This is a genomic window from Faucicola sp. SE7633, assembly GCF_059264685.1.
In genome coordinates this window covers 109,942-124,121 of record NZ_JCADBW010000006.1, presented here as the reverse complement: position 1 = coordinate 124,121, position 14,180 = coordinate 109,942, and the positions used below count along the sequence as shown (strand labels likewise).

The 14,180-nt window shown below is 50.4% G+C and carries 12 protein-coding genes; 1 reads left to right on the top strand and 11 read right to left on the bottom strand.

Features of this window, described 5'->3' with window-relative positions:
• A partial coding sequence (locus AC5L4R_RS04065; protein WP_494472791.1) for a transposase occupies positions 1 to 376 on the bottom strand: 376 nt, incomplete at its 3' end.
• 110 nt (positions 377 to 486) lie between these two features.
• Entirely contained in the window at positions 487 to 1,392 is a 906-nt protein-coding gene (locus AC5L4R_RS04060) for a TonB family protein (RefSeq protein ID WP_494472790.1), read from the bottom strand.
• A 136-nt stretch (positions 1,393 to 1,528) separates the two neighbouring features.
• Here AC5L4R_RS04060 and AC5L4R_RS04055 point away from each other — a divergent pair, with 136 nt between their 5' ends.
• Positions 1,529 to 2,383 carry a hypothetical protein gene (locus tag AC5L4R_RS04055; protein ID WP_494472789.1) on the top strand — a complete coding sequence of 285 codons (855 nt, stop codon included), beginning with the start codon at positions 1,529 to 1,531 and terminating at the stop codon, positions 2,381 to 2,383.
• Positions 2,384 to 2,392: 9 nt separating this feature from the next.
• On the opposite strand, the gene AC5L4R_RS04050 is transcribed toward AC5L4R_RS04055, so the two are convergent.
• The 9 genes from AC5L4R_RS04050 to nuoG all read right to left on the bottom strand — a co-directional run bounded on the left by AC5L4R_RS04050 (position 2,393) and on the right by nuoG (position 14,173).
• Complete coding sequence (locus tag AC5L4R_RS04050) at positions 2,393 to 3,217, bottom strand: ferredoxin--NADP reductase (RefSeq protein WP_494472788.1); 825 nt, start codon at positions 3,215 to 3,217, stop codon at positions 2,393 to 2,395.
• An 86-nt stretch (positions 3,218 to 3,303) separates the two neighbouring features.
• The gene (locus AC5L4R_RS04045) at positions 3,304 to 4,806 is read right to left on the bottom strand and encodes an NADH-quinone oxidoreductase subunit N (protein ID WP_494478031.1); all 1,503 of its coding nucleotides are present in this window, start codon (positions 4,804 to 4,806) and stop codon (positions 3,304 to 3,306) included.
• A gap of 38 nt (positions 4,807 to 4,844) precedes the next feature.
• Complete coding sequence (gene nuoM, locus AC5L4R_RS04040) at positions 4,845 to 6,626, bottom strand: NADH-quinone oxidoreductase subunit M (protein WP_494472787.1); 1,782 nt, start codon at positions 6,624 to 6,626, stop codon at positions 4,845 to 4,847.
• A gap of 3 nt (positions 6,627 to 6,629) precedes the next feature.
• Positions 6,630 to 8,507 (bottom strand): NADH-quinone oxidoreductase subunit L, encoded by a 1,878-nt coding sequence (gene nuoL / locus AC5L4R_RS04035; RefSeq protein WP_494472786.1) that lies wholly within the window; start codon positions 8,505 to 8,507, stop codon positions 6,630 to 6,632.
• A gap of 5 nt (positions 8,508 to 8,512) precedes the next feature.
• The gene (nuoK, locus tag AC5L4R_RS04030) at positions 8,513 to 8,821 is read right to left on the bottom strand and encodes an NADH-quinone oxidoreductase subunit NuoK (protein WP_494472785.1); all 309 of its coding nucleotides are present in this window, start codon (positions 8,819 to 8,821) and stop codon (positions 8,513 to 8,515) included.
• On the bottom strand, positions 8,821 to 9,516 hold the full coding sequence (locus AC5L4R_RS04025; RefSeq protein ID WP_494472800.1) for an NADH-quinone oxidoreductase subunit J: 696 nt from the start codon (positions 9,514 to 9,516) through the stop codon (positions 8,821 to 8,823). Before AC5L4R_RS04025 ends, nuoK begins: the two co-directional genes overlap by 1 nt.
• A complete protein-coding gene (nuoI, locus tag AC5L4R_RS04020; protein ID WP_494472784.1) occupies positions 9,516 to 10,067 on the bottom strand; it encodes an NADH-quinone oxidoreductase subunit NuoI in 552 nt (183 codons plus the stop codon). Before nuoI ends, AC5L4R_RS04025 begins: the two co-directional genes overlap by 1 nt.
• Before the next feature lie 18 nt (positions 10,068 to 10,085).
• Positions 10,086 to 11,150: an NADH-quinone oxidoreductase subunit NuoH gene (gene nuoH, locus AC5L4R_RS04015; protein ID WP_494472783.1), complete on the bottom strand. Its 1,065-nt coding sequence runs from the start codon at positions 11,148 to 11,150 to the stop codon at positions 10,086 to 10,088.
• Positions 11,150 to 14,173: an NADH-quinone oxidoreductase subunit NuoG gene (gene nuoG / locus AC5L4R_RS04010; protein WP_494472782.1), complete on the bottom strand. Its 3,024-nt coding sequence runs from the start codon at positions 14,171 to 14,173 to the stop codon at positions 11,150 to 11,152. Before nuoG ends, nuoH begins: the two co-directional genes overlap by 1 nt.
• Positions 14,174 to 14,180 lie beyond the last annotated feature (7 nt).

Below are 14,180 nucleotides of genomic sequence, written 5' to 3'. Positions count from 1 at the left end.
CATTGATTTGGTTGAATAAGGGTTCAATGAGTCCAAGTTCACCTAGGTGTTTGTGGTATCGCCAGATGGTGCTGTGGTCGGGTACGTTATCGGTAAGTGATAATCCAACAAAGCGACGAAATAGTAAGTCTCGTGCTAGCTGTTTTTCCATGGCTGGGTCAGATAGGTTATAGAGTTTTTGTAGTAACAAGATTTTAAACATGATGACTGGGTGAAAGGCACTTTCGCCACGTTCACTGCTATGGACGTGGCGTAGAGTGTGTTCGATAGTTTGCCAGTTTATAAGGTCGTGTAGTTCATCAAGCTCTTCAATGGCTTTGTGACCGTTAATGAGACTGTCTGCTAGGGACAGTTGCCCTGTTTGTTTCCATGCCATATTCGTGTCTTTTGCTATCTGGTTGATTTTACTGTATTATATCATTTTTACAAACTTTTGTGCATTTGTTCGTGCAAAGGTTTCTATTTGGCAATACTGGGCAAGTAAAGCTAATGTTCCTCAACCTGTAAGGTGTCGCCAAACCGCCATGTCCGAATGATACGCAACTCCAAAATATCTTGCATATCATCGCTAAACTTACCAAACGGCGCTGCCTTACGCACCGAGTCTTTGGCGGCTTCATCAAGTAGCGGCGATCCCGAGGATTCAAGCACGCGTAGGGCTTTGACCTTGCCCGTGTTGTCGATAATGACCAATAGGCGCACATCGCCTGTGATGTTGTTGGCGCGCGCGGCCTGCGGATAGTTTTGGTTGCCAACGTGGTAGGCTTGTTGGCGAAAATTCTCAATGTATTGCGCCGCTGCGCCTGTCGTGGTTGAATTGCTGCTGACTGTTTTGACAGCCGATTTTTTGGCAAGTAGCTGCTGACTGGTGCCGATTTTGGTCTCTAGCGTGGCAATTTGCTCACGAATGCGCTGCTCTTGTTGTTCAAAGCTTTCACTGGCTTGGTCTTTTTTGTTGTCATTTTCGGCAGGCGCTTTTTGTATACTCAACGTGGTGCGTAAATAGCTTTGTTGGTACTGCTGCTGGCGACGAGTTTGCGCTTGGGTGATGAGGTCATCGGTGGGATTGACGGTGTCGGCCTCAAGTGGGCTAATCGACGCGGTTTCCATCAAGTGCTTGTCATCCGCCTCACCACCGCCTTGCTGGCTGGCATTGGCGATAAAATCGGCTCGCTCATTTTTTTGTAAATTATCGGTCAGCACCGTGGTGACATCTTGCGCCACCTTGCTTGGCGCGGCAGCTTCACTAAAGCCAATGCCAAAAATCACCGCCGCATGCAGCCCCACCGCCAGCACGGTGGCAAGCAAGAGGCTATAATCACTGCCCACCTTGGGCGCGCAAAAGTGGTAGCTGCGGCTGTCTTTAATCTGTGACCCCATCAACACGGGCATGTTGGCTGACCGCTCCTGTTGGCAGTTAAAATTTTCACACAAAATTATTCACATAAACCCTGCCATCTTAACACATTTTGTCGCTGTCATTGGCAGGTTTTAACGGTATAATGTTGGCTTAGTCTATATTGATTAAATGATTGTCTTTAGCCACTGGCTACCCATCACTGTGGATGAGAAAAAAGGGCGCACTGTGAACAAAATAACGCAAGCACTACAAGATTTTTTGACCGAGCTGGCAAGTTATGGGCTAGACGCGCTATTGGCACGGGCGCAGACTTGGTACGCACGGTTTGAGGATTTTTCTGAGCAAGAAATCTTAGTGCCGATTAGCGAGCAACAGGTCAATGACGCTTTGGCACAATTTGTCACCAAAAAGGTTGATGCGGTATTGGATTTGCATTTGGATTTGCACGACAACTGGCTACGCCTACACACCACGGTGAATGTCAAAGGCGTTTTTGCGCGGCTTGCGGTTAATCTGCGGCTGGTGCACGTGCAGCTAGACCGCGACCGTCAGCGGCTGGTCTTTGGGCAGCTATCTAACACCGAAGTGCTGGCATTGCACACCGACAGCTACCTTAAAACCCAAGCGATTCGCGCTGCGTTGTGGGGTTGGCAAGACGTGCTGGGCCGTGACCCGCTTGGCATGATATTGGGCAAAGCCAAGCTAACCACCCAAAAAGATGATATCTTGTATTTGGATTTGGCGCGGTGGTTACGCAAAAATGAAAAAATCATGGACACGCTCAATAAGGTGCAAATCAATCACGGTTTGCTTGCCGAAGATCAGCTACTGCTCAAAGCGCAAGTCAATATCGGTGAAATCATCAACTTAGGTTCAGGGCAAGTGGTCATCACCGAGGACGACAACCCAAACAACCCAGACCCCACCCGTCCAACGCCCACCGATAACTTAACGACCACACCCACTGCCCACCCCGACGGCCTTCCGCCTGCGCAGTCAAAGGCCGTCTATGTCGCCGCCTAACGCATGCGGCTACCAGTAATTTTCCACCGCAATATTGCCCTCACCGCGCCGATTCATCGTTAAGCCGCGACTTTGCAACGCGGCTTTGGTATCGGCGACCATTTGCGGATTGCCACACAACATGACATGGCTGCTTGCCGCAGATAGCGATTGCCCAAGCGCATTTTCAAGCGCGTGATTGGCAATCAGCGCAGGCAAGCGTTGGCTAAATTGCCCTGCACCTGCCTCACGGGTGACGATTGGCACATAAAAAAACTGCGCCGCCTGCCCCTCGGTATAGGCTTGGTAAGTGGCTGCCAGTTCACTGATTTGCGCTTGATACGCCAACTCTTGCGCCGTGCGCGCGCTGTACACCAACACGATGGTTTGGTATTGCGTCCACACCTCCAAGGTTTGTAACATGGATAAAAACGGTGCAAGCCCCGTACCCGTCGCCAAGAGCCACAAGTCATTGGGCGCAGGTTGTTGATAACGTGCCAAGGTCAAATAACCAAATGGTGTGGGATTGAGCCACAACGTATCGCCAACTTGCAAATACTGTAGCCGACTGGTAAACGCGCCATCGGGAATTACCACCGAAAAAAACTCTAAAAACGCATCAAACGGTGACGATGCGACCGAATACGCACGAAAAATTCGTTCATCGGGCACACCACGCAACAGGGATGGCGCTTGGTAAAAATGTTTGAGCTGTGCAGGATTGAGCCCTAAGCGCACAAACTGCCCTGCGGTAAACTTAAACCCCGATGGGCGGCTAACACGAAAACTAAACAGCGTCGGCGCCCATTGATGAACCGATAACACCTCAACCGCCACAGCTTTAGCATCTGACATAATCATCCTCATTTTGTTATCACCCGATAAAAAACGCGGCTAAGATTGCCGCGTTTTTTGTGGTGATCGATGGTAATTTGCAAGTCTTAATAAATTTTAATGGCTAGCAAAATTTTTGACAACCACTCAGGGAAGATACCCAAGTAAAGCACTGCCAACGTCACTAACAACACCATGATGCCGCCTGCTTGCAAGCCCCAATGATTCACCGCATCATACGCGCGCGTGTTTTGCTCACGGCTGAAGCTAGCGCGTTTAAATAGGCTAATCATGAAGTTTAGGTAATAGTACAAACCAATCGCACTACCTACAATAATCATTGCCGTTAGCCACCATGCTTGTGCACTGGCGGTAGCAAAAATTGCATAAAACTTACTGATAAAGCCTGCGGTCAAAGGCACACCTGCCAAAGACAACAGCATAACCGTCAATACCGCAGTCAAGACAGGACGTTGCCAAAATAACCCACGGTAATCATCCAACGTCTGCGCCTCACCCCCTTGATACGGGCTTGACATAATAGAAATCACGCCAAACGAGCCCACAGTAGTCAGCGCGTATACTGCCATGTATAGACTAGCAAAGCCGACTGACTGAATCGTCACCGCGCTAACCACTGCCAACACATAACCCAAATGCGCAATTGACGAATACGCCAACACGCGTTTGGCGTTGCGCTCGCGCAGCGCAAGCATATTACCCAACAAAATGGATAAAGTCGCAATCACCACCAATAAAAACTGTACCGCAGGGATCGCCAATGTTGCGCTGGTCAATAAAAAACGCAGACCCACGACAAGCGTCGCCACTTTTGCCACACTACCCAAAAAGGTCGCCACAGGTGCAGGTGCGCCTTGATACACATCGGGCGTCCATGTATGAAACGGTGCTGCCGAAAGTTTAAAGGCAATGGCAAACAGTATCATCGCCGCACCCACCACCAACAGCGGCACGTTCATGCCCGTTTGTAGGCTATTGACCGTTGCCATGCCGATTTGACGGAATGACAGCGTACCCGTACAGGCATAAATCAGTGCCATACCCATCAATAGCGTTGCTGAGGCCGTGGCAGACAACACCAAATACTTCATACCCGCCTCAAGCGACTGCTCACGCGCGTAGGTATAGGCCAACATACCGTACATTGGCACTGACAACAGCTCAAGGCTGACAAAAAATGCCGCCATGTGGTCAGTACACGCCATCAACAGCGCACCCAACGTCGCAATCAGCATCAAGATATACAGCTCTTCTTTTTGCCCAGCCAGCCCATTGGCGGTAGAATTTTCGATATAGCCATGCGCCAAGGTAAAACACGCCAACGCACAAACCAAAATCACACCCATATTAAACTGAGCAAAACTATCGACAACAAATAGGCTAGAGACCACGCCTTGCATTTGTGCCAACGGATTGAGTGCTCCCCAAATCACCAGCACCAACGCGACATTAAGCCCTGCCACACTGATAGTACCTGCTGCCGTATTTGAGCGTTTAAGCGCGATGGCAATCATCACCATCACTGCCGTGAGCGAAATCACCAACATCGGCGCAAGTGGCAGCAAATTTGCCCAGCCTGTCGCGCCCATCATCCCATTCGCCAAGCCCGTAGTAGCCATTGGATTCATTAACGCACCTCCAAATGCGCGAAAGGTTCGTTGGTTGCGCCTGCTGACTCCGCCAACGTGGTCATACCCTCTGCCACCGCCGTGGTGGTTGGTTGATACGCTTGCTCAATCCAGCGCATACTTGATTCAGACACCGCCAAAAACGTCTGTGGATACAGCCCTAGCCACAACAAACCAATCGCCAAGGTAAGTAAAATCGCCACTTCACGCGCACTTAAATTGGCAAAGCGTTGCACAAAACCATGCGTACCCATCGGAGTGTGTGGTTCGTCGTGTGCCACGCCATTGCTTGCTGCTGCCGAATAGGTATCTTGCATCATCGTTGCACTTGCAGGCTGTGCCGCATCAACCAGCGCTTGCTCATGATAAACCGCCTCATGCACAGGTGCGTGGGTAGCAGGCAAATCATTTGGGGTGTGACCAAATAACGCACGATAAATCAAGATCAACGCATACAAACCTGCCCACACCAAGCTGAACGTTGCCAATACGACTGCCACAGGATGGCGGCTAAACGCACCCAGCAAAATCAAAAATTCACCAATAAAGTTACCCGTTGCAGGAATACCCAACAGGGCCGCACTAAAAAACATCAGCAGTGGTGGATAATAGCGCATTTGCCCCCACAAGCCGCCCATTTTGGTCAAGTCACGGGTGTGCAAACGCTCATACAACTGCCCACTCATGATAAACAACGCTGCCGAGCTCAAACCATGCGCCAACATCTGAATCATCAGACCCTGCAAGCTAAGTAAGCTGCCTGCGTACATCGCCAGTACCACAAAGCCCATGTGCGACACACTGGTATAAGCCAGCAAACGTTTCATATCCGTCTGCATAAACGCAAGCCATGCGCCATAGAAAATACCAATCGTACCAAGAACAATCGCAATCGGCGCAAACTCTGCACTGGCATTAGGAAACAACGGCAAAACAAAACGCAACAAACCATACGCCGCGGTTTTAATCAAAATACCTGCCAAATCCACCGAACCTGCCGTAGGTGCCTGCGCGTGTGCGTCGGGCAACCAACCGTGCAAAGGGAAAATCGGCAACTTAACAGCAAAACCAATAAAGAACAACAACATCAATGGATATTCCCAGCCACCCAACGACGTGCCCAGCAAATCCATATAATCAAAGGTTAATTGTCCTGATGTGCTGGCATGAATCATCACCAACACCAAAATACCAATCAACATGATCAAGCCAGAAGCTTGTGTATAAATAAAAAACTTGGTCGCCGCGTACTCTTTGGTTTTACCATTGATAGCGTTATGCCCCCAAATAGCAATCAAAAAGTAAATCGGTACCAGCATCATCTCCCAAAAGAAGAAGAACAAAAACAGGTCGATTGCCAAAAATACGCCAATTACCCCTGCCAAGCTCCATAGCAGGTTTAAATGAAAAAACCCAACGCGTCGCTGAATCTCACCCCACGAACACGCAACCGCCATCATACCCAAAAACGCCGTCAAGGCAACCATCAACAGCGACAAGCCATCCACCGCCAAGTGAAAGCTTACACCCAATGACGGCACCCATGGCACACGATATTCTGCAAGCCATGTTGGGCGCGCGCCAATCGCAGGCAAATTTTGCATCGCTTGGCTAAAATCACCCGAATGCCATAGCATCAGCGACAGCACAAAGGTAATCAACATGCCCAAAAATGCGATCCAACGCGGCAAATGGTCATCGGCTTTCTCAACCAACCAGCACAAAAAGCCAGCGATTAAGGGCACAAAAATTAAGGCAGGTAACAATATATTATTTTGCATTGGTTACATCCCTATCATCATCATGACCAACACCAACAGCACCGCCATACCCAGCGCGAAGCTTGCGGCATAGCCCCTCAATGAACCAGATTGCAACCAGCCGCCCACACGGTTACCCGTCATCGCAAGCGCAGGCAAAATTCCCCACGTCTTATCCACAGGGTCAGCTTTTAACAGGCGTCCAATCAACAAAAATGGCTTCACAAACATTGCATCGTACAGCGCATCAAAACCCAAACCGTGATAGCACCAGTAATTCACTGCACTGCCTAAGCCTGATTGCTTCCAACGGGTCAGCAAGCGACCTTTATCCAAAACATACAAGGCAGCAGCCACCAAAAAACCTGCCAACATTGCGCCCATCGCAATCATCTCAGCGGTGTGCTTGCCGTGGGCATTATTTGCCTGCTCAAGCAACACGCCTTGGCTCTCTGGTAGCACCTGTGCCAATGGCGGATGAATCAACGCGCCAACGGCTGTCGATAGCACCAATAACACCACCAACGGAATTTGGTAGGACAAGCCTTTAAGCGGCTCAGCGTGGGTCTTAGGCTCACCAAAAAATGTAAACCAAATCAAACGGAAGGTATAAATTGACGTCAAAAACGCGCCAGCAACCGCCATCCAAAACAGCGTCATATGACCGCTGGCAAACGTCTCCCAAATAATCGCATCTTTGGAGTAATAACCCACCGTAATCCATGGCACAGCCGCAAGCGCACCGCCACCGATGACAAAACACCAAAATACCAGTGGGATCGTCTTACGCAAACCACCCATACGGAAAATATTTTGCTCATGGTGCACGCTGATAATCACCGCACCCGATGACAAGAATAATAAGGCCTTAAAGAACGCATGGGTCATCAAGTGGAAAATCGCAATTTGCCACGCACCCACGCCCAACGCCAAAAACATATAACCAATTTGGCTCATCGTTGAATATGCCAAAATCCGCTTGATGTCGGTTTGTGCCAACGCACAAAAGCCTGCCACCAACAGAGTCAGCGCGCCTGTAAAACCCACCCAATTAACCAATACATCAGGGGTCATGATAAAAATTGGGTGTAAACGTGCAATCAAATACACACCTGCGGTGACCATCGTCGCCGCGTGAATCAATGCCGACACAGGCGTAGGGCCAGCCATCGCGTCTGCCAACCATGAATGTAGCGGAATTTGCGCCGATTTACCCATCGCACCCAGTACCAACATCACCGCTGCCAACTGTAGCATACGATCATTGGCACTAAACACCTGTGGCACACGCGTGACAATATCATGAATATTGAGCGTACCCACGCTATAAAACAGCAAAAACAAACCAAACGCCAAAAATACGTCACCGACACGCGTTACTGTGAACGCCTTCATCGCTGCGCGTCCATTGGCACGGTCATGGAAATAAAAACCAATCAATAAATATGAACAAATACCGACGCCTTCCCAGCCCAGATACAACAGCATGAGGTTATCGGCAAGTACCAGCAGCAACATACTGGCGACAAACAGATTCATATAGCTAAAAAAGCGTGCGTAGCCTGCTTCACCACGCATGTACCACGACGCAAACAAATGAATCAAAAAGCCCACGCCTGTGATAATGCCCATCATGGTCACAGCAAGCCCATCGACCGCCAAACCAAAATTTGGTGCAAAATCACCCACACGCAGCCACGTCCATAGCGGCATCTGTACCAACGTGCCAACCGGGTAATCCATCAAAAAATGGCCGCCTGCCAACAGCGCACAAATTGCTGATAGCGCCATGCTACCCACGCCAACCATCGCTGCGGCCGGCTCACTTAAACGGTCACGCCCAATCGCCAGCACCAAAAAGCCCAAGAGTGGCAAAATAAATGTTAATGGTAATGCATTCATGCCTGTCACCCTTGCATCCGATTGGCGGTATCAATATCCAAATGCCCGCGCTTATGATAAAACTGGAGCAACATGGCAAGTCCAATCGCCACTTCCGCCGCTGCCAGCGTCAGCACCAAAATAAACATAATTTGTCCGTCAGCATTTACCCAACGGCTGCCTGCCACGACAAACGCCAACGCTGCGGCATTGAGCATCGTCTCAAGCCCCATCAGCATAAACAAAAAATTGCGCCGCGCCATCACGCCAGCAAAGCCGATGGCAAATAACATCGCTGCCAGCATCAAGCCATGACTTAACGGAATCTGCCCCATTATGCTCGCTCCTTGCTCAAGCCCATCACCGCATCTTGCTGCACACTATTGGTAGGTGCGACAGGCAGGTTTGGCACATCTGCCCGCAAGCTATCATGGGTCAGGTTTTCATCATCCAGCGCGCGTCGTGCCAAGTGATACGCCGCCACCAATGCTGCAAGCAACAAAAAGCCTGCCACCTCAACCAACAATAAATACTCTGTAAACAAGCGTGCGCCAATCATCTTGGCATCCACCACTTGCCCACCAACCATACCCAAGCCGACTTGCGCGTGCTCTACCGCCACTGGCATACCATTGGCATCCACACCAACTGCTTGTACCACCGCCGTATCACCGTACTGCAAGCCCACAAAGCTAACCAACACCACACCGATGATAAACGCCAGCCCCGTTGGCACAGCCCACGCCGATGATGTCAGCCAGCTGCGTTCTTGCTCAGCGTTTTGGCTGCCTAAATTTAGCATCATCACGACGAATACAAACAGCACCATAATCGCGCCTGCATAGACAATAATCTCTAGTGCGCCAGCAAACGGTGCGCCTATGGCAAAAAACACACCCGATATCGCCATCAATGACACAATCATATTAAGTAGCGCATGCACAGGATTGACCCGTGTTATCACCCGTAGGCTGGCAATCAATGCCACCAACGCCAAAATATAAAACCCGATCGTCGCTCCTGTCCACATCATGGCAATAAGCTCCGTAAGTCAATCGGCGCAGATTCGTTTTGTGCCGCGCCTTTGGGTTTTTCTTTAATCGCCATACCTGTCACCCGATAATAGTTGTAATCGGGGTATTTACCAGGACCTGAAATCAGCAAATTTTCTTTTTCATAAACCAAATCTTGGCGGTTGTATTCTGCCAGCTCAAAATCTGGTGTCATCTGAATCGCCGTGGTTGGGCAGGCTTCTTCGCACATACCACAAAAAATACAGCGCGAAAAATTGATACGAAAAAACTCAGGATACCAGCGCCCGTCTTCACGCTCTGCTTTTTGCAATGAAATACAGCTCACAGGGCACGCCACCGCGCACAAGTTACACGCCACACAGCGCTCATCGCCATCGGGGTCACGCGTCAAAACGATACGCCCACGAAAACGCGGCGGCACGGGTACAGGCTGCTCAGGATACATAATTGTATCACGCGGGCGTGTGGCATGGCTCGCTACCATCAGCATGGTGCGCAGCACAGTCCCAAAGCCCGTGAGGGTGTTTTTTAACATCGTCCAATACATACGGCACTCCTCCCCCGTTTAACCAATCACTTGCGGCGAGCGCCACAACACATAAGCGGCGGTCAATAATAAATTTACCAGCGTAATTGGCAAGCAAATTTTCCAACCAAAATTCATCACTTGGTCATAGCGTGGGCGCATCAACGAACCCCGCAGCAAGACAAAAAACGTCATAAAAAACAATGTTTTGAGCATAAACCAAACAATCGGTGGAATCCAAGTAAAAATCGCAATATCCGCAAGCGGCTGCCAACCACCAAAAAATAGCACCGTAATCAATGATGAAATCAACACGATATTGACATATTCACCGACAAAGAACATACCAAACTTCATGCCTGAATATTCCACATGATAACCTTCGGCAAGTTCTTGCTCGGCTTCAGGTTGGTCAAATGGAAAACGGTGAGTCACGGCAACACCTGCCACCAAAAACGTCAAAAAGCCCAAAATCTGCCCAAACACGTTCCAATGCCAAAAGCCGCCAGCTTGTGAAGCAACGATATCACGCAAGTTAAATGAACCTGCCAAAGCCACGACACCCATCAAGGATAAGCCTAAAAACACCTCATAGCTGATGGTCTGCGCCGCTGAGCGCAGGCCGCCCAAAAGCGCAAATTTGTTGGCCGATGCCCAGCCGCCAAACATCACCGCATACACCGCCAAACCTGCCATGGCAAAAAAGAACAAAATACCAATGCTCCAATCAGCACCGCCCAAAGACGGCGTGATAGGTACGATGATATATGCTGCCAGCGCAGTAAACATGGCAATTGCAGGCGCTAGCACAAAAATAAACTTGTCAGCAAATCGCGGTGTCCAGTCTTCTTTAAAGAAGATTTTGAGCATATCGGCAACCACTTGCAGTGAGCCCTGCCAGCCGACACGGTTTGGGCCATAGCGGTCTTGCCACAAACCCAGCATACGGCGTTCATACGGAATCATCAACGCCGCGGCAATGACCACCGCCAAAAAAATCACCAGCGATTGTACCACCAAAAACAGGATTGACCAGCCTTCAGGGCTTAGCATACCGCTAAGCCACGCAGGCACATGGGGCAATTCTCTGATTGCATATGGCATTAGACACTCTCCCCTACGGTCAGACCGCTGTCGGTTGAAGAAACGGCATCGGCGGCTTTAGCCACCTGCACCTCTGGCTTAGCCCGGCTTGATAGCGCAATATGCAGCGCAGGTACTTGCCCAGCAGGGTAGCCAATGCAGCCGTCTGCCAGATAATCCACCACTTGTATAGGCAAGGTGGCTTGTGCTTGCCCTGCTGATACTGTGATGACATCACCGTCTTGTAGCTGCCACGCTGCCGCGTCATCACGCCCAACGCAAAACACAGGTGCGACCAACTGCTCTGCTACCACAGGGCTACGCGCGGCAAGCTCGCTGCTGGCAAAGATATTAAAAATCGGCACCAGTTGGTTACGGGCTTGTGGCTGCTCATGCATTTGATAATCACGCGCAGGTAGCTTGGTAGCTGTGTCAAACAGCCGCACGCCTGGATCACCGTGTTTAAGGTGTCCGCCCACTTTATCTTGGTATTTGTTCCACGCTTGTGGCGAGTTCCAACCTGCTGCCCATGCAAACGGAATCAAGGCCGAATCAGTTTGTGTACCGACATAGCCTTCTTGTGAGAATGTTAAGCTGGTGTCGATGTCTTTGGGCTGCTCAGGCTCATGCACCGAAATCGGCGCGCGCATCGCGGTACGTCCCGAATAGCGGCGTGGTTCGCGGGCAATTTTTAGCCCTGTAATGCGATACGTTGCCGACGGTGCGGCATCCACGATACCTGCTAGGTTTGGATTGGCGTGGGCAACGGCTTGTACGACATCATCAAGCTGCGTCCAGTCAATTGCACGCCCTTGTAGCTCCGATTCAATAGCATGTAGCCAGCGCCAGCTTTCTTTGACGTGGGTTTGTGGGCGATAGTACGATGGCTCATAGACTTGGAAGAACCGCTGCGCGCGGCCTTCAGCCGAGACCAATGTGCCATCGGCTTCGGCAAACGTTGCCGCAGGTAGCACAACATCAGCACGGCTATGCCACGCATAAGCTTCGTGATCAAGCACTATCACAGATTTGCCTGCCAACAAACGCTCACCATCGGCTTCACTTAGGTGTTTGGCAAGGTCGTTTTCCATGACCACCACGACATCGGCCGCTTTATCCAACAGCGCGTCAAGTGGCTGCCCACCGAGTAAATTCACGCCAATACTGTTGGCATGTGGCACACACAAATAGATGTTGGCGGTGTTGTGATAATCCGCGGTCATCTTCATGTGTTCAGGCAATTTAACCTCTGGCTTGTCGGCTTTGTTGCCGTCACCCTGTGCTTCATCGATTTGCTGTTTTTGTGCTGCGTCCGCTTGTTGTTTGATGGCCGCTTGTTCGGCGTTGATTTTGGCAATTTCTTCATCAACCGCCACATTGTGCGCATCAACGACGGTTTTTTCATGGGCAATGACCGAACCGCGCTGTTTGCCTGCCAATTTGGCAATTTGTGCTGCCGCTTGGATAATTGCCGTTTCTCCCAATGAAGTGCCTGCAATAATCAACGGCTTTTTGGCTTGTAGCAAGGTCTGCGCGATACGTTTTGCCATTTGCTGCATGGCATCGCTATCTGCCGCGCCTGTGTCTTGCCCCACTTCATCGACTTGCAAGTCTTTTGGTAACACGTCGGTTTGTAGCCCTGCCAGCGCGTCAGCGATTTGAAAACCAAACGCCGCGATATCACTGGGTGTGGCCACGCAGCTAAGCTCGGCGATGTCATCAAGCTTGGTTGCGGTGACATCGATGATAAAAATCGGGCTGTATTCGTTTTGCCCAATACGGCGGACAGGCTCTGCCAGCCATGTTGGCGTGCGTAGCGCGGCCGTCATCTGCTCGGCTTTGTTTTTGGCAGCTTGGCGCACAGCAAGCGCGATACGCGGATTGGTTTGGGTAATATCTTCACCCAAAATCAGCACCGCATCGTGTTCTTCAATCTCGCGCATACTGACATTATGCATATCTTGGGTGGTCAAAACGTCGATACACGTTTGTACCAAGTCTTGCTCAAACGCGCTTACACCAATGCTATAGTTTTCTGCCCCCACCAGCCGCTTGAGCGCGTAGTTGGACTCTAAGCTGGCAACAGGTGAACCAATCCCCAACACGGTTTTACCTTGTAGGCGGCTTTTGACGGCATCTAGCGCGTAATCAACGCTGATAGCTGCCATACGCTCGCCAATGCGTTCTAATGCTTGCAATGGGCGGTCAGCGCGATTGACATAACCATAGCCAAAACGCCCACGGTCACACAAGAAGTAACCATTGACCTCGCCATGGTAGCGGTTTTCGATACGGCGTAATTCGCCATAACGCTCACCTGCCGAAATATTACAGCCTGCTGAGCACTCGTGGCACACGCTTGGCGCGTACTGCATATCCCATTTGCGGTTGTAGCGGTCAGAGTGGGTTTTATCGGTAAATACACCCGTTGGGCAAACTTCGGTCAAGTTGCCCGAAAATTCGCTTTCAAATTGTCCGTCTTGCTCACGCCCAAAATATACGCGGCTTGCTGAGGCATACACGCCCAAATCATCACCGCCTGCATAATCTTTGTAGTAGCGCACACAGCGGTAGCAGGCGATACAGCGGTTCATTTCATGGTTGATGAACGGCCCTAGATCTTGGTTTTGGTGCGTGCGCTTGGTAAAGCGATAACGACGACGGTTGTGCCCTGACATATAGGTCATGTCTTGTAAATGGCAGTGCCCACCTTCCTCACACGTTGGACAATCGTGCGGATGGTTGGTCATCAAAAACTCAATCAGACTTTTGCGAAATGCCTTAACTTCGGCATCCGTCACCGAAATATACATATCTTCAGTGGGGTTAATCATGCAGGACATGACCAGCCGCCCTTTGCCTGCCTCAAAGTCTTCTTGGTTGTTAAACTGTTTGACAGCGCACTGACGGCATGAGCCCACTGACCCAAGCGCAGGGTGGTAGCAAAAATACGGCACATCAATGCCCAGCGATAAACACGCTTGTAGCAGATTGTCCGCGCCGTCTACCTCGACAGTTCGTCCATCGATATGAATGGTTGCCATAGATATT